This window comes from Streptomyces sp. NPDC051907, from assembly GCF_040681075.1.
Classification (GTDB): domain Bacteria; phylum Actinomycetota; class Actinomycetes; order Streptomycetales; family Streptomycetaceae; genus Streptomyces.
The window spans coordinates 12,568-31,656 of the sequence record NZ_JBFAYB010000099.1 but is presented as its reverse complement, the minus strand read 5'-3'; the positions used below and the strand labels follow the sequence as shown (position 1 = coordinate 31,656).

Sequence of the window (19,089 nt, the reverse complement as noted above, 5' to 3'; positions counted from 1 at the left end):
TCTCGCGGCCGGGCGGTGGCGGCCGCGGCCGGCCGGCGGCAGCTGCTGCTGGCGCGGGGCCGCGGAGTCGTTCGGGGCGCTCACGGCAGGAGCCAGTCGACGGGGTGCTCCTCGGCGAGGTGCACGGCGCCGGTGGCCAGGGTCATGGAGTCGACCGCGAACGGCGGTCCCTCCGAGGACGACCAGGCATAGCCGGACTCGGCGGCCGACGACTTCTCCAGCCGTACGAGGACCGGCACGGGCTGACCTTTCTGCGAGAACTGCTCGCCCAGCTGACCGTTGCCGAGGAACGCGGTGATCTTCTGGCGGGTCTGGGCGGTCCGGCCGACGGTCTTGACCCGGCCGCGCAGCACTCCGTACTGCTGGGTGGGGACCGACTGGACGGTGAGGTCCACCGAGGCGCCCACGGGCACGGTCGACCCGCTGTCCGCCGGGACGTAGAGAACGGCCATCAGGGGGTCGTCGGCCCGCTCGGCGCGCTCGACGGCGGCGACGTCGGCGCCGGTGGTGACCACCGAGCCGATCGAGGCGACGAGGGCGGTGAGCCGGCCGGCGGCGATGGTGCGGACGACGGCGCTGCCCTGGGCGGTACGGACCTTCAGCAGAGGCGTGTCGGCCTCGACGCGCTCGCCCTCCTCGGCGAGCACCTCGGTGACCTGGCCCGAGACGGGGCTCTGGAGGACGTAGCTGCCCTGGGCGTGGGTGAGGATTCCGGGCGCTCCGAGGGTGGAGGAGACGGTGCCGGTCACCGACCAGACGGCCGCGGCGGCCATGACGGCGACCGTGACGGTCAGGACGAGCCAGCCCTGGGGCCGGGCGTAGCGGACCGGCAGATCGATCTCTTCGGGGGACTGCAGCTTGGAAAGGGCCTGTTGACGGAACTGCACGACACTCTTCCCTCAACTGCAAGGAGACTGGGGGGATCGGCGCGGCTCTCGGGGAGCGCGCGGGTGACACAGGCCTGCTGCCCCGGAACCGCGAGGGCTCCGGGGCAGTCGGCCGGCTGTCGACAAGGAGGGGGAGTCGACGAGCCGTAGTCACCGCTCAAGGCATGTGCCGCTCACCGGCACATGACCGACTCAGACGCCGGCGACCGTGGTGGTGGCGAGACCCGTGACCGCACCGGTGTTGAGGCCGGAGACGCCCTCGACGGTGCCGACGACGGAGCCCAGGGTGCCCGAGACCGGGGCGAGGGAGTCGACGGTGGCGGTGGCGTTGCCGACCAGGCCGCCGAGGAGACCGCCGGACACGTTGTCCAGGTCGCTGTCGGACAGTTCCTGGGTCTCAACCTGGGGGATGAAGTTCATGATGAGCTTCCCTTCGCATGGATATTTCGTAAAAGCCGCGGACCGGCCTGCGGGGGCAGGCGGCGGCGACCGCCGCGACGGATGTCGGAGCGTTCGACGGGCAGCCCGAGATCGGGAACCTTTCGTTCCGCTCCCGCGGTGCGAAGGATCAAAGCACGTAAGCGCGTTGGGCGGCCAATCCTCGGGGGGCTGAGGAGGCCTTATTCGGTCCCGGAATTACTGCGGCGTGGACATCCGTCCTCGGATTGGTGCCATCTTCTTCACGAGATCGCCCGACTAGGTTCCCGAGACCCGCCGCCGCCTCGGCAGCGAACGCGACATTCCCGCACAGACGGACGACGGCGCTGGTCAGCGGGGACATCACTGCTGGGAGACGGTGTGACGGCTGGGCATTCGGTGTGCAGATTCACTGAAGGCCCGCACAATTTCGAGGCCCGGAGGCAAGGGCGTTACGGGCGCATTGCGGGATGTCGCATTCGCCCGCTGTTCCGGGTAAATAGGCGCGACCGCCCGGAGAGAGACGTCCAGGGCGGCATAGATGGAGGGATAACGGAGTTGTGCCCGCGGAGGCGGACATAGGCGATTTCCTCGACGATGGCCCGCCGCGCCCCACAGAGCCGAAAAGGCCGTATCGGATGATTTCCGCTACGACCGCTCACCGGCGGCGCAGCCGGTCGCCGTGCGCGGCCTCTGGAGTGGGCGCCGTCGTCGTGAGCGGCCGGACGGCCGACCGGTCACGGCGTGGCCCGCGCGGCGCCGGACGGCGGTGTCCGTGAGCCGCACGGGCGACGAAGTCGGCGCGACTTCCGCATCGGGTGTCACATTCCTCGGTCGCATCCGGTCTATGGAGTGGAACAGCGCGACGCCGAGGCGCTGCACGAGGGCACGAGGGACACGAGGCCACAAGGAAGGAGGAGGCCATGACGGAGCCGATGCCTGCCGGAGCGTGCGGAGCCGGCCCGGCCTTACGCGGGACCGCCGAGGGAGTCGGTTACGCGGGCGGGGACTTGACGAGCGGGCAGGGCAGGCGAGGCGCGCCGCGGCGCGGCGCCGAGAGCCTCGACACGCGGGGCGAGACAGGCCGTCGCACCGGGGGACTCCCCCGCCGAGCACACCGCCCGAGCCGCGCGCTCGCCGCCGTGCGAGGCGCCGAAGCCGTACTCGACGATACCGACCAGAGGACACTGCACTCATGACCACCGCCCCTGAGCACTACGACCGGCTGCTCGCCGAGCACTACACCTGGATGCTGGGCAGCGACATCCACGCATCCGCCCGGGAGCAGGCCGAACTCCTCGACCGCCTCGGAGTACGAGCGGAGGCCGACGGGGACGTCGCCCTCGACCTCGGGTCGGGGCCGGGCCCGCAGACCCTTGCCCTGGTGAGCCTGGGCTACTCCTCCGTGACCGCCGTGGACACCAGCCAGACCCTGCTCGACGAACTCGCCGAGCACGCCGCGAAAGCCGGCGCCACGGACGCCGTGCACCCCGTGCACGCGGACATCCGCGACGCCCTCCCCCGCGTGGCCCCACCCGCCTCCGCGTCCGCGATCGTGTGCATGGGCGACACCCTGACCCACCTGCCCGGCAAGGCGGACGTCTCCGCCCTGCTGCGCGGCGTCGAGCGCGCGCTGCGCCCCGGCGGGCACTTCGTGGCGACCTACCGCGACCTCACCGGGGAGCTTCGCGGCACCGATCGCTTCCTTCCCGTGCGCACGACCGAGGACCGGCTGCTGACCTGTTTCCTGGAGTACGTCGACGACGACACCGTCATGGTCCACGACCTGGTCCACACTCTCTCGGCGGGTCAATGGCACGCCCGGGTCGGCAGCTACCCCAAGCTGCGGCTGGCCGCGGACTGGCTGACCGACGAGACCCGGCACGCCGGCCTGGACATCCGCCACGCCGCCCCAGGCCCCCGGGGCATGCGGGTGCTCCACGCGGTCAAGCCGAGCGCGGTCAAGCCGGGCGAGGACGCGGACGCAGTGTCCGACGGCTAGAGCCGCGAGGCGTCGCGCGAGGCGCGCGGCGCGGTGGGCGGGCCGCACGAGGGCGGACGAGGCGCACGAGGGCGGGGGCTCCCGGGCGGCCTCGCCGCGTCAGCCGCGGGTCCGTGGGGCCGGCGCGGCACACCGCGAGACGCCGAAGCCCCGGCCGGTGACGACTTGGCTTCAAGTGATCACCGGCCGGGGCTCTCCGCGCATCTACAGCCGACCGCGCAGCCGGGCACGCGACGGCGCCCCGCACGTCTGCGACAGGACTCAGACCAGCTCGGGCTGCGGCTCGCGGCGCTGCTCCGGCAGCTGCACCGACGCGGCGTCCTGCCGTTCCCACAGCCTGGTGACCCGTACGTAGCCGTAGATCACCGAGCACATCGCCAGAACGAGCAGTGGCCCGAACAGCCACGGATATGCGGCCAGCTCCAGCGACAGATAGCGATACGACGTCAAGAACGCGACGAAGACCACGGCGCCGTAGGCGGCCAGCTGGATTCCCGACCGGTCCCAGCCGCGGGCCTGCGAGCGCAGCGCCGCCTCGATCGTGAGCGTGAACACGACACCGGCGATGATGTCCGCGCCGTAGTGGTAGCCGAAGCCCAGCGTCGCCCCGAGCGTGGCGATCAGCCAGAACGTGGCGCCGAGCCGCAGCAGCCGCGGGCCCCCGCGGGAGTGGATGAAGATCGCGGTAGCCCACGCGGTGTGCAGGCTGGGCATGCAGTTGCGCGGGGTGAAGTCGTCGAAGGGCATCGAGCGCGGGGTGTCGACCGGCGTCGGCGTGTCCGGCCACAGGTTGGCCACCGCCCACTGCCCGCCGTCGGCGCCGTAGGCGAAGATCGGCCCGACGACCGGGTAGAGCATGTAGAAGGCCGGCCCGAGGAGGCCGATGACCAGAAACGTGCGCACCAGATGGTGGCTCGGGAAGCGGCGCTCGACCGCCACATTGCGCAGCTGGTACAGCGTGACGACGACGGCGGCCACCGCGAGCTGAACGTAGACCCAGTCGAGGACGTGGTGTCCGACCGACCCGGTGGCCTCGACGATCCGGCCGACCACCCAGGACGGGTTGCCCAGCGCGTGATCGGCGGTCGCCACGTACTGGTCGAGCACCGTCGGGCGGGTCTGCGACGTGATCAACAGCCAGGTGTAGCCGGTCTTGCGGCCGGCCACGAGCAGCAGGGCCAGTCCGACGCCCTTCAGCAGCAGGACCCGCTCGGGGCCGGTGCGGCGCGTGAGGGCGATGACGCCACAGGCCAGGGTCACCAGCAACGCGCCGTTGCCGTACATCATCTCGGCGTCGACCGCCCACCGCACGGCCCAGAAGACGAGGTCGATGGCGGCCGCGGCGCCGAACGCGATGAACCGCTGTCGCCAGGGGAGCACCACCAGCATCAGCGTCATGCTGGCGTACAGCACCGTCCCCGACTGGGGGGCGAAGATCACCTCTCGCGTCTGGGTGGTGATCGGACCCGGCACGCCGTACCGGCGCGCGGCGATTTCCAGGGCGATGAGGAATCCGAGCGCGATCACGCTCAACGCGGCCCACAGCACGACCCGTGGTCGACGCCACGCAGCGAACCTGCCGCCGCCTATTCGCGAGAGAAATCGCCGTACCGTAGATATCACTTTTCGCCCGATTTATGATATTTCAATGTGATCATTGTTAGCTCGAACATGTTAACGGAGCGCGCGGGTTCACCGATCAGGGGTTCGCCAAATACGTCTCATCGACTCCGCTTTGGCCGAGGGCAGCCCGTGGAGGGACGGGCGGGCGGGCGTCGGGGCGGGATGGACGGCGACAGCGGCAAGGTCCGAGGCTGCCATGTCGAGGGCCGGCGCGCCGAAGGCCGGGCGAGCGACGCCGAGGCGGCGACGAGCGAGCAGCGCGCCGCCCAGGCCGGGGCCGCCGGGCCGTAGCCGGAGCCGGGGCCGTCAGCGCGGCATCGATCACCGCTCCGGCCACCCGCGGAAGGCGCCGGGTCCCACCCCCGCCCCTGCCCCCGCCCCTGCCCGATGTGACGGGCAGCAGAGGACCGGGCGGTACCTTGGACGGTCGCCCCATCCCCCGTACACCCGCCTGCAGACTGGCGGTGTGCCCGTCTGACAGGTCCGCTCCCCTTGCCTCACTCCGCCGCGTCCCTCCCCGCACGGCTGCGCGGCTTCCGCCCGTCCTGGCTGTCGCCGAAGGTGCTGCGCACCGAGGTGCTGGCCGGGCTGGTGGTCGCGCTGGCGCTGATCCCGGAGGCGATCTCGTTCTCGATCATCGCCGGGGTGGACCCGGCGATCGGCCTGTTCGCCTCCTTCACGATGGCGGTGACCATCGCCGTCGTCGGCGGGCGGCCCGCGATGATCTCCGCCGCCACCGGTGCGGTAGCCCTGGTCATCGCCCCGCTCAACCGGGAGCACGGGTTCGGGTACCTCGTCGCCGCGGTCATCCTCGCCGGGGCCTTCCAGATCGCCCTCGGCGCACTGGGAGTAGCGAAGTTGCTGCGCTTCGTCCCGCGCTCGGTGATGGTCGGCTTCGTCAACTCGCTCGCGATCCTGGTCTTCGTCGCCCAGACGTCGGAGCTGCGGAACGTGCCGTGGGCCGTCTATCCGCTGTTCGCGGCCGGCCTGGCGCTGCTGGTGCTGTTCCCGAGGATCACCGCCGCGGTGCCGGCGCCGCTGGTCTCGATCGTGATCCTCACGGTGATCACCGTCGCCGCGGGCATCGCCGTGCCGACAGTCGGCGACAAGGGTGCGCTGCCGTCCTCGCTGCCCGTTCCCGGGCTGCCCGACGTGCCGTTCACGCTCGACACCCTCGCCACCGTCGCCCCGTACGCCTTCGCCATGGCGCTCGTCGGGCTGATGGAGTCCCTGATGACGGCGAAGCTGGTCGACGAGATCACCGACACCCGCTCGTCGAAGACCCGGGAGTCGATCGGGCAGGGCGTCTCGAACATCGTCACCGGCTTCTTCGGCGGGATGGGCGGCTGCGCGATGATCGGCCAGACCATGGTCAACGTGAAGGTCTCCGGCGCCCGGACCCGGCTCTCCACGTTCCTTGCGGGCGTGTTCCTGATGGTGTTGTGCATCGTCTTCGGGCCGGTCGTCTCCGACATTCCGATGGCCGCTCTGGTCGCCGTCATGATCATGGTCTGCATCGCGACCTTCGACTGGCACTCGGTCGCGCCCGCGACGCTCAAACGGATGCCGGCGGGCGAGATCACCGTGATGGCGGTGACCGTGGTGTGCGTGGTCGCCACCCACAACCTCGCCGTCGGCGTCGTGGCGGGGGTCGTCACGGCGACGGTCGTCTTCGCCAAGCGCGTGGCCCGGCACGCCGACGTCACCGCGGCCACCGACCCCGACGGCAGCCAGGTCGTCTACGCCGTCACCGGCGAGCTGTTCTTCGCCTCGTCCAACGAGCTCGTCGGCCGCTTCGACTACGCCGGCGACCCCGACAAGGTCGTCATCGACCTGTCCGCCGCGCATATCTGGGACGCCTCCTCGGTGGCGGCACTCGATGCGATCGAGCACCGGTACGCGCAGCGCGGCAAGAGCGTCGAGATCACGGGTCTGAACGGGCCCAGCGCCCGCCTGCACCAGTCCCTCAGCGGCGAGCTCACCGCAGCCGGCTGACCCAGGCGGTGTGGAGGCGGCCGTCCCCGTCCCCCGAGGGAACGAGCTCCCGCCGATCAAGCCACCGTCGTGTCGTCCTGTCGGCGCACCATCTCGGTGATCCAGACGGGCGCGTACGGGGAGGTGCAGCCCGGGGAGGTCGGGTAGTCCTTGAGCACCTCCAGGCGCTCGCCGATCTCGAGTGCACGGGCGCGGTGCTCGGCGTGCTCGATCCCGATCTGGGCCAGGCAGTGGTTCATCGCCCACTGCAGGCGATCCGGGGCGTCCTTCATCTCTGTCTCGATGACGTCGAGCAGCCCTGCGAGGTCGAGGCCCTCGGGCTTCTTCGCGATACGTTCGGCGGTCAGCGCCCAGCCGGCGCTCGCGACCACCGGATCCGGATCGGCGGACCAGGCCAGGCGCAGCTCTTCGGCGTGCGGGCTCTTCTTCACCACATAGTTCACAAGCCAGTCGTGCACCTTGGGCGTGCGCGCCTCGCGCACCATGGCGTCCAGCTCGTCGCTCTCGAATGCCTTGGGCCGGCAGATCAGGAGCGCCAGCAGTCTCGCAGCGGTGTCGCCCGTCGCCCAGAGCTGGCGCGCGAGGTCCTGCTGCGTCTTCAGCCGCTTCGCGAACGCGCGCAGCTTGCCGAGGTTCACACCGTGATCGTCACCGTGCTTCTCGTTCACCGCGCGTGCCTTCGGGTCCTCGAGCTGGGCCAGCTCGGCCATCACCTCGGCCACCGTCGTCTCGGCCACCTCAGCCACCTCGGCCTCCCGTCCGTCACATGCGAGTTTCAGCCTATGACGGAAATCGGCCTCTCGTCGTGGAGGCTGGTTCGGCGGCAGAGACGGCGCCGTGGTCGAGCTGATCAGGATCCGGACACTCGCCGGGGGCGAGGTCCCGCTGGCGTGAGTCGCCGGCAAGCTGTGCGGCCACAACGACCCATAGAACAATCAAGGGTCTTGCCTCACGTGAGTGAGACAAGACCCTGATGTACGACTGTGGAGCGAACTCCCAGTCGGGACGACAGGATTTGAACCTGCGACCCCTTGACCCCCAGTCAAGTGCGCTACCAAGCTGCGCCACGTCCCGGTGCGCGGTTCCGCCGGTCTCCCGGGTGGGCGCGCATGGAGAACATTACCCCAATCCGCGCGGGCTTTTGGACGACCGGCCAGGCGCCCTCCCGGACGCCCTGCCTGCGGACATGCGCTCCGGGGCGCCCTCAGCCGCTCATCGCGCGTCGGCGTTCGGGTCCACGGGGCCGCGCTGGTCCCAGCCCGGCGCGCGTACCTCCAGCCGCAGGTCCTCGGGGGCGACCTCCTCGCCGCAGGCGCGGCAGCTGTGCACCATCTCCAGTTCCTCGCCGCAGGAGTGGGCGAACCGCGCGGGCGGCTCGCCGACGAGCCAGCGGTCGCCCCAGGCGCGCAGCGTGGTCAGCACGACCTGGAGATCCTGGCCTGCCTCGGTGAGGTGGTACTCGTAGCGCGGCGGGTGCTCCTGGTACTGCCGGCGGGTCAGCACGCCGACCGACTCCAGATGGCGCAGCCGCACGGTGAGCACATCGCGCGGAGCGCCGGTGTTGCGGGCGATCTCGCCGAAGCGGCGGTTGCCGAAGCTGATCTCCCGGACGGCCAGCAGCGACCACTTCTCGCCGACGACCTGCAGCGACAGCGCGATCGAACAGGGCCTGCCGCGCGCGTCCATGGCCGGAGCGACGAGCGTGCCGTCCTCGGTACGTGCCTTCATGCCTCCTAGGTTGCCACATCCAACTCACTCCCCCCGGCATCGCGGCGAGTGGTTAGTTGGATTTTCAAACCATGCATGCACCGCCCTGTACGTCGAGCCGAACGGAGCCGCTGTATGGGAGCCGCCGGCCTGGGCTGGCGGCTCGCGGCGCTGAGCGCGCAGGACCGCGACTACGCGCTGGGGCTGCTCCCGGGCATGGTCCTGACCGGCGTCGGCGTCTGCTTCACGCTGCCCACGCTGGTCGGCGCGGCGGTCGGCAGTCTGCCCCCGGCGAACTTCGGCGCCGGCTCCGGCGTCGTCACCATGGCCCGCCCGACCGGCGGCGTGGTGGGCGTGGCCGCCGTGGTCGCGGTGCTCGGCGACCCGAGCGGCGCGGCGCAGAGGACGCCGTGATGGGCGTCGTCGGCGTGGAGAGCGCCGCGCCGGGAAAGGCGCCGAGGCCGCGTTCCAGCACGGCTGGATCTTCACGGCCGCGGCTTCGCTGGCCGCGGCCGGCGCCTGCGTGCTGCTGGGCTCCGCCGACAGGCGCCGTACGGGCTGAGCCGCGGGGCCCCGGCAGGGGCCGCGGGCTGCCCACGGGGGACAATGGACGGTGTGGACCGAGCACGCAGAGACCGCGACCTCGAAGGCCGGGCGCGCAACGCGCGTCCTCGGGACGGCCTGGGCCGCCCCCTCCCCTACGGCGAGCCGGGCGTGGAGCGCCAGCCCGAGGGCGTGGTCCGCACCCCCGAGCAGACCCTCGCCGACGCCCAGCGGCTGCTCGACGCCGGCAAGCCCTTCCATGCGCACGAGGTCTTCGAGGACGCCTGGAAGTCCGGCCCCGAGGAGGAGCGCGAGCTGTGGCGCGGGCTCGCGCAGCTGGCCGTCGGCCTCACGCACGCCGCCCGCGGCAATACGACGGGCGGCGCACGGCTGCTGCTGCGCGGGGCGGACAGGATCGCCGAGTTCCAGGACCCGTACGGCATCGACGTCACCGGGCTGGCCGCCTGGGCGCGGGAGTTGACGAGCCGCGTCGAGGAGCCCGTGGACGCGGCAGCGGAGGCGCCTCGGCTGCGCCTCCGTCAGAACCTCGGCTAGGACCGGCTAGGACTGCCTCCACGAGGACTGCTTCTCCGCCGGAGCCCACGCGAACCGCCGTCCCGCTAGAGCCCACGCGAACCGCCGCCCCCGCTAGAGCCCCTGTGCCACCAGGACCACCTCGAGCCGGCGCGGCCCGTGCACGCCCTCGACCCGGTCGAGTTCGATGTCGCTGGTGGCCGAGGGCCCGGAGATCCAGGTCAGCGGGCGGGTCGGATCGAGCCGGGGCAGCGCCTGGGGCACGGACGCGACGACCTGCTCGGGGGCTCGTACGACGCAGATGTGGTGGTCCGGCACGAGCGTGATGCGCCGGCGGCCCTGGTCCGGGCCGCCGTCGAGCACGATCGTGCCGGTCTCCGCGACGGCCAGGGCGCAGCCCGTGACCACGCTGTCGACGGCGTCCAGTTCCCGCGCCGTCGACTCGGCCAGGTCCTCGACCCGCCGGGCCTCCGTCTGCGCCAGCCACGCCGCGGGCAGCCCCGCCGGCGCGAGAACGGTCGTGGCGCCGCGCTCGGCGAGCAGCCGTGCGAGCAGGGACGGCAGCCCGCCGGCGTCCGTGCGGTGGACGACGGCGCGGTAGTCGGCGAGGTTCTCGTGCAGCAGGTCCAGGAGCGCTGCCGGATCGACGGGGGCGTGGGCGTCGAGGTAGTCGCGGGCCGGCTCCGGGGCGGCGGGCGCGTCGGCCACCGCCGCGCGGATCCGGGCGAGAACGCGGGCGCGGGAGTCAGAACGGGAGTCGGTGCGGGAGTCGGAGCGACAGTCCTGGGGTTCACGGCCGGGGGACTCGGCGGGGCTCATGTGCGGTTCTTCCTCCACCAGTCGCGGAACGGCTCTGCGGGCAGCTCGGGCAGCTCACGGCTGTCGGTCCAGGCCCGCGCGCCGGGCGGCCTCGACGGGTGCAGGGCGCGGGTCCTGCCCGCGGCCCGCTCCGCCGCGGCCAGCGCGGCCGGACGGTCGAGCACCCACCCCGCCGCCTTGATCGCGGCCCTCTCCAGCCGATGGCCCCTGCCGCCCTGGTCCGCGACCTTCTCCCGTAGATGGACGAGGACCTCGGGGATGTCGATGGCGACCGGGCAGACCTCGTAGCACGCACCGCACAGCGAGGACGCGTACGGCAGCGAGGCGTCGATCTCGCTCTGTGTGCCGCGCAGTTGGGGGCTGAGGATCGCCCCGATCGGGCCGGGGTAGACGGAGCCGTACGCGTGCCCGCCGGCCCGCTCGTACACCGGGCAGACGTTGAGGCAGGCGGAGCAGCGGATGCAGCGCAGCGCCTGGCGGCCCACCTCGTCGGCGAGCGCGGCGGTGCGGCCGTTGTCGAGCAGTACGAGGTGGAAGGCCGAGGGGCCGTCGTCGTCCTGGGTGCCGGTCCACATGCTGGTGTACGGATTCATCCGCTCAGCGGTCGACGACCGCGGCAGCGTCTGGAGGTAGACCTCCAGGTCCCGCCAGCTCGGCACGACCTTCTCGATGCCGACGACAGAGATCAGCGTCTCGGGCAGGGTCAGACACATCCGGCCGTTGCCCTCGGACTCGACGACGACGAGGGTGCCGGTCTCGGCGACCATGAAGTTCGCCCCGGAGACGCCGACCTTGGCGCGCAGGAACTTCTCGCGCAGGTGCAGGCGCGCCGCCTCGGCGAGCTCGGCGGGGGTGTCGCCCAGCCCGTCCGGGGCCGCCCGGCCCCAACTGCCCATCTGGTCACGGAAGATGTCCCGGATCTCGCCGCGGTTGCGGTGGATGGCGGGGACCAGGATGTGCGAGGGCCGGTCGTCGCCGAGCTGCACGATGAGCTCGGCGAGGTCGGTCTCGTACGCGGAGATCCCCTCGGCCTCCAGTGCTTCGTTGAGGCCGATCTCCTGGGTGGCCATCGACTTGACCTTGACGACCTCGCGCTCGCCGGTCGCCTTCACCAGACCGGCGACGATCCGGTTGGCCTCGGCCGCGTCGGCCGCCCAGTGCACCGTGCCGCCGGCCGCGGTGACGGCCGTCTCCAACTGCTCCAGATACCGGTCGAGGTGACGGAGCGTACGGTCCTTGATCTGCTTTCCGGCCTCCCGCAGGAGGTCCCAGTCGGCGAGCTCGGCGACCGCCTTCGCGCGCTTGTCGCGGATGGTGTGCGTCGCGTGCCGCAGGTTCCCGCGCAGCGTCTGGTCGTGGACGGCGTCCTTCGCGGCCTTCGGGAAGGACGGCATGCCGAGGTACGTACCGCTCACAGCAGGGGCTCCTCTTCGGTGCTCGCGAGAATGTCCGCGATGTGCAGGGCGCGCAGCGGCTCGTCCTGGCGGCGGAGGATGCCGTCGATGTGCATCAGACAGGAGTTGTCGGCGCCGCAGAGCACCGAGGCCCCGGTGGAGCGGGCATGGCGCACCTTGTCCCAGCCCATGGCGGCGGAGACGTCGGCGTTCTTGACGGCGAAGGTCCCGCCGAATCCGCAGCACTCCTCGGCGCCGGGCAGTTCGCGCAGTTCGAGCCCTTTGACGGCGTCGAGGAGCCGCCGCGGCCGATCGCCCAGTCGGAGTATCCGCAACCCGTGACAGGAGGGGTGGTAGGTGACGGTGTGCGGGAAGTACGCGCCGACGTCGGTGACGCCGAGGACGTCGACCAGGAACTCGGTGAGCTCGTGCGTACGGGACGGCAGCGACCTCTCCCCGAACCTCGGGTAGTGCTCGCGCACCATGGCCGCGCAGGATCCCGAGGGGGTCACGACGTACTCGTACCCCTCGAAGGCCCGTGCGGTGCGACGGACCAGCGGCTCGGTCTCCCGCCGGTATCCGGTATTGAACTGCGGCTGCCCGCAGCAGGTCTGCGCGGCCGGGAAGTCCACCTCCACCCCCAGCCGCTCCAGGAGTCTGACTGTCGCGATGCCCGTGGCCGGATACACCGCGTCGTTGACGCAGGTGACGAAGAGTGCGACACGCATGGTCGGAGGATAGGGCCGCGGGCGCGGCCCTGGTAGGTCGCGCCATCCGTCGGATGGGGCAGACTCACAGGGTGCGAAAAATCTATGTCATCGGCATCGGGGCGGGCGACCCCGACTATCTGACCCTGCAGGCGGTCAAGGCGCTGAACAAGGCGGATGCCTTCTTCATCCTCGACAAGGGCGAGGAGAAGTCCGATCTGACCCGGCTCCGCCGGGACATCCTGGACGCCCATGTCACCGGCCGCTCCTACCGTCTCGTCGAGGCGCGCGATCCGGAGCGGGACCGGGAAACATCGGACTACTCCCCCGCCGTGGAGGACTGGCGCCGCCGTCGCGCCGACCTCTACGAGCGCTTCATCGCGGACGACCTGGGCGAGGACGAGTGCGGAGCGTTCCTGGTCTGGGGCGACCCGTCGCTGTACGACTCCACCCTCGCCGCCCTCGAGGAGATCCTCGACCGGGGCACGGTCGCCTTCGAGCACGAGGTGGTCCCCGGGGTCAGCAGCATCTCCGCTCTGCTCGCCAAGCACCGCACCAGCCTCAACCGGGTCGCCCGGCCGGTGCAGATCACCACCGGCCGACGCCTGGCCGAGGGATGGCCCGGTGACGTCGACGACGTGGTCGTGATGCTCGACGCCCGGCAGGCCTTCACCCGCCACCTCGACCAGGACCTCTATATCTACTGGGGCGCCTATGTGGGCACCGAGGACGAGATCCTGGTGTCGGGGCGACTGTCGGAGGTCTCGGAGCGGATCGAGACGCTGCGGGCCGAGGCGCGCGCCCGGAAGGGCTGGATCATGGACACGTATCTGCTGCGACGCGGCTGAGCGCGCCGGAGCGCTCCCGAGGAGCGGGACCCGAGCGGGCTCACCAGGCGAGGTGGAGCGCCTCGGGCGAACGGTGGATCATGGTGGGCCGCATCACGACCGGCGGCTGGTCCTCGTCGATCCGCAGCCCCGGCAGCCTGCGGGCGAACAGTCCCAGCGTCAGCCGGAGCTGCTCGCGGGCGAGCTGCGATCCGGGGCAGCCGTGCGCCCCATGGCCGAACGCCACGTGCTGACGGGAGAGCCGCCGGGTGATGTCGAAGACGTCGGGCCGGTCATAGCGCCGCTCGTCGCGGTTGGCCGATCCGTACGCCACGAACACGGTGGATCCCGGGGGCAGTTCAGTGCCGGCGATCGTCACCGGCCGGGTGGTGGTCCGCCTGAACCCCTGGACGGCGCTGTCGTACCGGGCCGCCTCCTCGACGGCCGCGAGGATCAGCTCGGGCTGTCCGCATAACAGCTCCCACTGCCTGCGGTCGCGCAGCAGATGGAACAGCGTGGAGCCGATGAGCGCGGTGGTGGTCAGATGCCCCGCGATCAGGAAGTTCTGGAGGTTCGACACCAGCTCGTGGCGCTGGTCGAGGGTGAGCTCGCCGCCGCCCGGCGCGAGCGCGGCGACCATGAGGGAGCACAGGTCGTCGCGAGGGTGCTCGCGCCGGTCCCGTATATAGGCGTCGAGCATCTGCTGGAGCGCCACGACGTCATGGGCCGCGGCGACCTGATCCTCAGTGCTCATCGGCCGGAACAGCAGCTGCTCGGCACGGTGTCCGCCGTGCACGGCGGCGGGCACGTCGGCCGGGTCGAAGCCGAGGAGCCGGCCGATCACTTGGCCGGGCAGCTGTCGCGCGTAGGCGCTCATCAGCTCGACGGCGCCGCCCCCGGCGAAGCCGTCGACGAGGACCGTGGCCCGTTCGGCGGCGTACGGCACCAGGGCGGCGATCCGCCCGGCGGACAGGCCGCGGTTGAGCGGGGCCCGGTGGCGCTGGTGGGCGGCGCCGTCGGTGGAGACGACGGTGGGCCGCTTGCCGTACCCCTTGGCCAGCACCTCTAGGGCGGCGGGCGAGGGCATGACGTCGGGCAGCAGCGCACGCACCGAGGAGAACTCCTCGGGCCTGCGCAGCACTTCCCGTACGTCCGCGTCCCGGGCGACGAGCCAGGCGTCGAGCTCGGGCACGAAGGTCAGCCCCTCGGCCTGGCGCGCTCGCGCGTAGAGCGGATAGGGATCGCGTTGCAGCTCGTCGAGCCTGGCGTGATCTTTATTCGCCACGCGGCGCCTCCAGACCGGAAGTGATCGAGGGATCAGCGGAGTCAAGGGATCAGCGGGATGGTTCCTGCACGATGCGCACACACGACGGACGAATGTCAGTACGGCCATCGTGCCCGAGCTCCCGCCTGCCGTGAAGGGCACCTGTCAGCCCGCGAAGGCCTGCGACTGCGGCGCACAGGACGCGGCGCGGCGGCGGGCTCGCGGGCAGCGCCCAGGCTCATGACACCCGGACGGGCGGCGCCGGGCTCGCGGTGCCGGACGCCTCGGACTCGTGTCCGATGGGGTGGGCACGGACGCGCCGGACCCCCAGAAACGATCAAGAGGCCGTGCGGGATCTCTCCCACACGACCTCTGATCTGCGACTCCGAAAAGTCGGGACGACAGGATTTGAACCTGCGACCCCTTGACCCCCAGTCAAGTGCGCTACCAAGCTGCGCCACGTCCCGATGCCCGTCTGACCTGGGGTTTCCCCCGGCCGAACGCGCATGAGAACAATACCGCACTTCCACCGGTGGTCACGAACCCCTTTCCCTTCGGCACCCCGCCCGGACGACTTGACCTCAATCAAACTTGAGGTTGCACGGTGGGCGTCATGACGAACACAGCGCTCACCTCCGCCCAGGACGTCCGCGACGCTCGCGGCGGACGAGGGGTCCAGGGCCTTCAGCGGCTCAACCGCCTTATGGCCCTCATGACCGGCGACGAGAAGCACGGCCCCGCCGCCACCTCCACGCTCGACGCGCTCTGGGTGCTGTACGACCGCGTGCTGCGCGTGTCGCCCGAGTCCGTCGACGACCCCGACCGCGACCGGTTCCTGCTGTCCAAGGGGCACGGGCCCATGGCGTACTACGCGGTCCTCGCCGCCAAGGGCTTCTTCCCCGAGGAGTGGCTGCCCGGGTTCGGCTCGTACGACTCCCCCCTCGGCCACCACCCCGACCGCCTGCTCGTGCCTGGCGCCGAGATCGGCAGCGGATCGCTCGGGCACGGTCTGCCGCTGGCCGTCGGGACCGCGCTCGGGCTGCGGGCCCAGGGTCTGACCGACCCGGCCGTCTGGGTCCTGATCGGCGACGCCGAGCTGGACGAGGGCAGCAACCACGAGGCCATCGCCTACGCCGGTCCCGCCGGTCTGGAGCGGCTCCACACGCTGGTGATCGACAACTCGTCGGCGACCTACGGCTGGCCCGGCGGCATCGCCTCCCGTTTCGAGGCCGCCGGCTGGTCCGCGCAGACCGTGGACGGCCGGGACCACGACGCCCTCCACGCCGCCTTCACCGCACCGCACCCCGGGCAGCCCCGAGCCGTCGTCGCCCGCGTCGAGCCCAAGACCGTCTGAGCCCGTCCCGCCCCGCCACCACAGCGACCAGAACAGGAATCCGATCATGGACACCATGCGCGACCGGTTCGTCTCGACCACCACCCGGCTGCTGGAGGAGGACCCCCGCCTCGCCCTCGTCCTCGCGGAGATCAGCAAGGACGGCTTCGGCCGCGCGCAGCGAGCGCATCCGGACCGGGTGATCAACGTCGGGATCCGGGAGCAGCTGCTGATCGGCGCGGGCGGCGGGATCGCCCTCACCGGGATGCGGCCGATCATGCACACGTTCGCCAGCTTCCTCGTCGAGCGGCCCTTCGAGCAGCTGAAGCTGGACTTCGGCCACCAGGGCACGGCCGGGGTGCTGGTCAGCGCCGGGGCGTCGTACGACTGGCCCGCGGGCGGCTTCACCCATATGTCCCCCGGCGATGTGGCGCTCATGGACACCCTCGACGGCTGGACCGTCCAGGCGCCGGGGCACCCGGACGAGGCAGAGGCCCTGCTGCGACAGGCCGCCGCCGGGGACGACCGGGTGTATCTGCGGCTGTCGCTCCAGTCCAACGCGCGGGCGCACACGGTCGACGGCACGCGCTTCTCGTCCGTACGAGAGGGGCGCGGCGGGGTCGTGGTCGCCGTCGGGCCGATGCTCGACAACGTCCTCGCGGCGACCGAGGGCCTCGACGTCACCGTGCTCTACGCCACGACCGTGCGCCCCTTCGACGCCGAGACCGTGCGCCGGGCGGCCGGGGCACGCGCCGACGTCGTCCTCGTCGAGCCCTACCTCGCCGGCACCTCGACCGCCGCCGCGAACGACGCGCTGGCGGACGTCCCGCACCGGGTGCTCGGCCTCGGCGTGGCCAGGCGGGAGCTGCATCGTTACGGACGGCTCGACGAGCACCTCGCCGCGCACGGGCTGGACCCGCGGAGCCTGCGCGAGCGGATCACGGGCTTTCTGCGCCCTTGAGCAACCCGGGAGCCCCGACCCTCGTGATCCCGCCGGGACCCCCGTCGCCGCCGATCCCGCCGGGACCCCCGACCGCACCTGGGCCTCCGGGCCCCCGACCCCGCACATGGGCCGTCTCCGCCCTCACGCCGTCGGCGGCTCGCTCAGCTCCGGGTGCGCGTCGAGCAGCTTGCGGGGCGCCGCCTGGCGCCAGGAGTCGAGCAGGATGGCGTACAGCTCCTGCTCGTCCTCCACCGCGGCCAGCCGCACCCTCATCCAGGCGTAGTTGTCGTCGTGGCCCGGCCGTATGAAGAACTTCTCCGGCTCAGTCGCGATCAGCTCCGCCCGGTCCTCCTGCGGGCACTTCACGCCCATCGCCTGGTCGTCGTCGTCCAGCGAGGCGAAGATCTTCCCGCGCTCCAGCCGGAAGGTGGGCATCCCCCAGGCGAGCTTCTCCATCGCGCCGGGCAGCGAGAGCGCGAGCCTGCGTACATCGTCAGCGGTGGCCATGCGACGACCGTACGACGCACCACTGACAATCGCCCCCCGGCGCGTCCCCGCCGCCGCTCAGAGGTGTTTGTCGAGCCAGTCGGTCAGATCCTCGAACACCTCGTCGCGATTGGTCTCGTTCAGGATCTCGTGGCGCGCGCCCTGGTACCCCTTCCAGCTGAGGTCCTCGATCCCCACGTACCGAAGGTCCTCCAGGAGCTCGTACACCAGCGTCATGCGCTGGTTGCAGGGGTCGTCCGTGCCGACCGCGACATGGACGGGCAGGTCCGCCGGGATCCGGGCGAGGTTGCGCGGGTCGTTGACCTTGCGCACCGCCCGGACCCAGTCCAGGGCGAGGCCCGCGCCGAAGGGGAAGCCGCAGCGCTCGTCGGCGACATAGGCGTCGACCTCCGCCTCGTCGCGCGAGAGCCATTCGAAGCCGGTGCGGTGCGGATAGGCGTCGTTGAAGGAGGCGAAGAGAGCGGGGACGTAGGAGGACAGGGCCTCCCGGCCGCGCTCGGCGACCTCCCGTTCGAGGGCGGCGATCGAGCTGTCGATCTCCGCGCCGGGCAGGGTGCGGAAGGTGCCGGTGAGGATCAGACCGGCGAGTCCGTCGGCGTGCTCCTGCGCGTAGTCGCGGGCGAGCATCGAGCCGAGGCTGTGTCCGAGCAGCACCAGCGGGACGCCCGGGTGCAGGGCCCTCGCCTGGTCGCCCGCCGCCTTGAGGTCCCGAACGATCGCGCGCCAGCTGTCCTCGCCGGTGACGCCGTAGCCGCCGGTGGCGGACGCGGTCGCGCCGTGGCCGCGGTGGTCGGTGGCGAGGACGCCGTAGCCGCGGTCGACCAGATGGCAGGCGAACCGGTCGTAGCGCAGGGCGTGTTCGGCCGCGCCGTGCGCGATCTGCACCAGCGCGCGCGGCCGTCCGCTCTTCGGCAGCCACGTGTACGTGGCGATCTGCTCTCCGTCGTGGGCATGCGTCAGTCCTGGACGGTACGCGGGCACAGGTCCTCCCCGAGGTAGGCGAACGGGCACTGGGAGTGACCCTCCCCCACAGTCGGCGCCTCATGCCCCGATGAGCGCCTCTGTCCTCAGACGGTCCGTCAACGCGACACGCCTGGCCGAGGACAGTCCGCCGACTCGCCGTACGCGGCGCGGACGGTAGAGGTCGACGAGGGCACGGCGTCGGCGAGGCCCCCTCGACCGGCACCGGCGTGCCCATGGCCACCGCGGCCCCGCGGCCCCGCGATCCCGCGGTCCCGGGGAGCGTGCGCGGCGTCGGGTGCGCGTCGCGGTGCGCGCGGGAGCACGCGCCCCTGACCCCCTGATACGCATCGAGCGCCGGAGGACGCCTCCGTGCGCCGATCCCCTCCCCATCGCCCCGACAGAGGCGCGCATATTTCGGTCAGGGTCGGTGCTGTATCGGTTCTTCCCGGGTTTCCGAATGTCATGGACGCGCACAACTGAGGCGAGACCCTGTCCTTCAGCGCCGTATGCCCACGAAACCTTTGCCGATGGCATGTGGCAGAAAGAAGCACGAAGGGAATGCCGTACGGCAGGACCGGACGGGTCTGCACCACATGGAGCACACTCTCAATCACACGTCACGGT

The 19,089-nt window shown here is 71.6% G+C and carries 19 protein-coding genes and 2 tRNA genes; 8 read left to right on the top strand and 13 right to left on the bottom strand.

The features are described from left to right. Positions 1 to 80: 80 nt before the first annotated feature. Both AB0M39_RS34365 and AB0M39_RS34360 read right to left on the bottom strand, forming a co-directional pair. On the bottom strand, positions 81 to 887 hold the full coding sequence (locus AB0M39_RS34365) for an HlyD family efflux transporter periplasmic adaptor subunit (RefSeq protein WP_365370798.1): 807 nt from the start codon (positions 885 to 887) through the stop codon (positions 81 to 83). A 192-nt stretch (positions 888 to 1,079) separates the two neighbouring features. Further along, positions 1,080 to 1,307, bottom strand: coding sequence for a type A2 lantipeptide (locus tag AB0M39_RS34360; protein WP_365370796.1), 228 nt, complete (start codon positions 1,305 to 1,307; stop codon positions 1,080 to 1,082). Positions 1,308 to 2,499: 1,192 nt separating this feature from the next. Here AB0M39_RS34360 and AB0M39_RS34355 point away from each other — a divergent pair. Continuing rightward, positions 2,500 to 3,306, top strand: coding sequence for a class I SAM-dependent methyltransferase (locus AB0M39_RS34355; RefSeq protein ID WP_365370794.1), 807 nt, complete (start codon positions 2,500 to 2,502; stop codon positions 3,304 to 3,306). A gap of 261 nt (positions 3,307 to 3,567) precedes the next feature. Here AB0M39_RS34355 and AB0M39_RS34350 read toward each other — a convergent pair whose 3' ends face one another. Beyond that, positions 3,568 to 4,833 (bottom strand): phosphatase PAP2 family protein, encoded by a 1,266-nt coding sequence (locus AB0M39_RS34350; RefSeq protein WP_365370808.1) that lies wholly within the window; start codon positions 4,831 to 4,833, stop codon positions 3,568 to 3,570. A 258-nt stretch (positions 4,834 to 5,091) separates the two neighbouring features. Between AB0M39_RS34350 and AB0M39_RS34345 the strand changes: the two genes are divergently transcribed. Together AB0M39_RS34345 and AB0M39_RS34340 are read left to right on the top strand one after the other, a co-directional pair. Further along, a complete protein-coding gene (locus AB0M39_RS34345; RefSeq protein WP_365370792.1) occupies positions 5,092 to 5,220 on the top strand; it encodes a hypothetical protein in 129 nt (42 codons plus the stop codon). A gap of 201 nt (positions 5,221 to 5,421) precedes the next feature. Next, positions 5,422 to 6,924, top strand: a complete 1,503-nt coding sequence (locus AB0M39_RS34340; protein ID WP_365370790.1) for a SulP family inorganic anion transporter — start codon at positions 5,422 to 5,424, stop codon at positions 6,922 to 6,924. A gap of 56 nt (positions 6,925 to 6,980) precedes the next feature. Here the strand turns inward: AB0M39_RS34340 and AB0M39_RS34335 are convergent, their stop codons facing one another. The 3 genes from AB0M39_RS34335 to AB0M39_RS34325 form a co-directional block, all read right to left on the bottom strand. Next, positions 6,981 to 7,661 (bottom strand): DNA alkylation repair protein, encoded by a 681-nt coding sequence (locus AB0M39_RS34335; protein WP_365370806.1) that lies wholly within the window; start codon positions 7,659 to 7,661, stop codon positions 6,981 to 6,983. Between the two features lie 263 nt (positions 7,662 to 7,924). After that, positions 7,925 to 7,998: transfer RNA gene (locus tag AB0M39_RS34330), tRNA-Pro, on the bottom strand. 138 nt (positions 7,999 to 8,136) lie between these two features. Continuing rightward, complete coding sequence (locus AB0M39_RS34325; RefSeq protein WP_365370788.1) at positions 8,137 to 8,652, bottom strand: winged helix-turn-helix transcriptional regulator; 516 nt, start codon at positions 8,650 to 8,652, stop codon at positions 8,137 to 8,139. Between the two features lie 114 nt (positions 8,653 to 8,766). On the opposite strand from AB0M39_RS34325, the gene AB0M39_RS34320 reads away from it, so the two are divergent. Together AB0M39_RS34320 and AB0M39_RS34315 are read left to right on the top strand one after the other, a co-directional pair. After that, complete coding sequence (locus tag AB0M39_RS34320) at positions 8,767 to 9,045, top strand: hypothetical protein (RefSeq protein ID WP_365370786.1); 279 nt, start codon at positions 8,767 to 8,769, stop codon at positions 9,043 to 9,045. A gap of 192 nt (positions 9,046 to 9,237) precedes the next feature. Then, the gene (locus AB0M39_RS34315) at positions 9,238 to 9,729 is read left to right on the top strand and encodes a DUF309 domain-containing protein (RefSeq protein ID WP_365370784.1); all 492 of its coding nucleotides are present in this window, start codon (positions 9,238 to 9,240) and stop codon (positions 9,727 to 9,729) included. Between the two features lie 93 nt (positions 9,730 to 9,822). Here the strand turns inward: AB0M39_RS34315 and AB0M39_RS34310 are convergent, their stop codons facing one another. Genes AB0M39_RS34310 through AB0M39_RS34300 form a run of 3 tightly spaced genes read right to left on the bottom strand, consistent with a single transcriptional unit; the run spans position 9,823 to position 12,649 of the window. Continuing rightward, complete coding sequence (locus tag AB0M39_RS34310; protein ID WP_365370782.1) at positions 9,823 to 10,527, bottom strand: LUD domain-containing protein; 705 nt, start codon at positions 10,525 to 10,527, stop codon at positions 9,823 to 9,825. Continuing rightward, positions 10,524 to 11,942 (bottom strand): LutB/LldF family L-lactate oxidation iron-sulfur protein, encoded by a 1,419-nt coding sequence (locus tag AB0M39_RS34305; RefSeq protein WP_365370780.1) that lies wholly within the window; start codon positions 11,940 to 11,942, stop codon positions 10,524 to 10,526. Before AB0M39_RS34305 ends, AB0M39_RS34310 begins: the two co-directional genes overlap by 4 nt. Then, entirely contained in the window at positions 11,939 to 12,649 is a 711-nt protein-coding gene (locus AB0M39_RS34300; RefSeq protein ID WP_365370778.1) for a (Fe-S)-binding protein, read from the bottom strand. Before AB0M39_RS34300 ends, AB0M39_RS34305 begins: the two co-directional genes overlap by 4 nt. Positions 12,650 to 12,720: 71 nt before the next feature. On the opposite strand from AB0M39_RS34300, the gene cobF reads away from it, so the two are divergent. Further along, positions 12,721 to 13,476, top strand: coding sequence for a precorrin-6A synthase (deacetylating) (cobF, locus tag AB0M39_RS34295; protein WP_365370776.1), 756 nt, complete (start codon positions 12,721 to 12,723; stop codon positions 13,474 to 13,476). Between the two features lie 40 nt (positions 13,477 to 13,516). Here cobF and AB0M39_RS34290 read toward each other — a convergent pair whose 3' ends face one another. Continuing rightward, entirely contained in the window at positions 13,517 to 14,740 is a 1,224-nt protein-coding gene (locus AB0M39_RS34290; protein WP_365370774.1) for a cytochrome P450, read from the bottom strand. A gap of 372 nt (positions 14,741 to 15,112) precedes the next feature. Then, positions 15,113 to 15,186 (bottom strand) — tRNA-Pro (locus tag AB0M39_RS34285). A 236-nt stretch (positions 15,187 to 15,422) separates the two neighbouring features. On the opposite strand from AB0M39_RS34285, the gene AB0M39_RS34280 reads away from it, so the two are divergent. Then, positions 15,423 to 16,073: a transketolase gene (locus tag AB0M39_RS34280; RefSeq protein WP_365370804.1), complete on the top strand. Its 651-nt coding sequence runs from the start codon at positions 15,423 to 15,425 to the stop codon at positions 16,071 to 16,073. A gap of 46 nt (positions 16,074 to 16,119) precedes the next feature. Then, complete coding sequence (locus tag AB0M39_RS34275; RefSeq protein WP_365370772.1) at positions 16,120 to 17,013, top strand: transketolase C-terminal domain-containing protein; 894 nt, start codon at positions 16,120 to 16,122, stop codon at positions 17,011 to 17,013. A 123-nt stretch (positions 17,014 to 17,136) separates the two neighbouring features. Here AB0M39_RS34275 and AB0M39_RS34270 read toward each other — a convergent pair whose 3' ends face one another. Further along, on the bottom strand, positions 17,137 to 17,502 hold the full coding sequence (locus tag AB0M39_RS34270) for an MmcQ/YjbR family DNA-binding protein (RefSeq protein ID WP_365370770.1): 366 nt from the start codon (positions 17,500 to 17,502) through the stop codon (positions 17,137 to 17,139). A gap of 57 nt (positions 17,503 to 17,559) precedes the next feature. Continuing rightward, positions 17,560 to 18,483, bottom strand: coding sequence for an alpha/beta hydrolase (locus tag AB0M39_RS34265; RefSeq protein ID WP_365370768.1), 924 nt, complete (start codon positions 18,481 to 18,483; stop codon positions 17,560 to 17,562). Positions 18,484 to 19,089 lie beyond the last annotated feature (606 nt).

Bases quoted from the DNA above. Each gene is read 5' to 3' on its own strand.
- AB0M39_RS34360 (WP_365370796.1), bottom strand. From the start codon at position 1,307: ATGAACTTCATCCCCCAGGTTGAGACCCAGGAACTGTCCGACAGCGAC.
- AB0M39_RS34355 (WP_365370794.1), top strand. From the start codon at position 2,500: ATGACCACCGCCCCTGAGCACTACGACCGGCTGCTCGCCGAGCACTAC.
- AB0M39_RS34345 (WP_365370792.1), top strand. From the start codon at position 5,092: ATGGACGGCGACAGCGGCAAGGTCCGAGGCTGCCATGTCGAGGGCCGG.
- AB0M39_RS34325 (WP_365370788.1), bottom strand. From the start codon at position 8,652: ATGAAGGCACGTACCGAGGACGGCACGCTCGTCGCTCCGGCCATGGAC.
- AB0M39_RS34320 (WP_365370786.1), top strand. From the start codon at position 8,767: ATGGGAGCCGCCGGCCTGGGCTGGCGGCTCGCGGCGCTGAGCGCGCAG.
- AB0M39_RS34315 (WP_365370784.1), top strand. From the start codon at position 9,238: ATGGACGGTGTGGACCGAGCACGCAGAGACCGCGACCTCGAAGGCCGG.
- AB0M39_RS34310 (WP_365370782.1), bottom strand. From the start codon at position 10,527: ATGAGCCCCGCCGAGTCCCCCGGCCGTGAACCCCAGGACTGTCGCTCC.
- AB0M39_RS34300 (WP_365370778.1), bottom strand. From the start codon at position 12,649: ATGCGTGTCGCACTCTTCGTCACCTGCGTCAACGACGCGGTGTATCCG.
- AB0M39_RS34280 (WP_365370804.1), top strand. From the start codon at position 15,423: ATGGCCCTCATGACCGGCGACGAGAAGCACGGCCCCGCCGCCACCTCC.
- AB0M39_RS34275 (WP_365370772.1), top strand. From the start codon at position 16,120: ATGGACACCATGCGCGACCGGTTCGTCTCGACCACCACCCGGCTGCTG.
- AB0M39_RS34270 (WP_365370770.1), bottom strand. From the start codon at position 17,502: ATGGCCACCGCTGACGATGTACGCAGGCTCGCGCTCTCGCTGCCCGGC.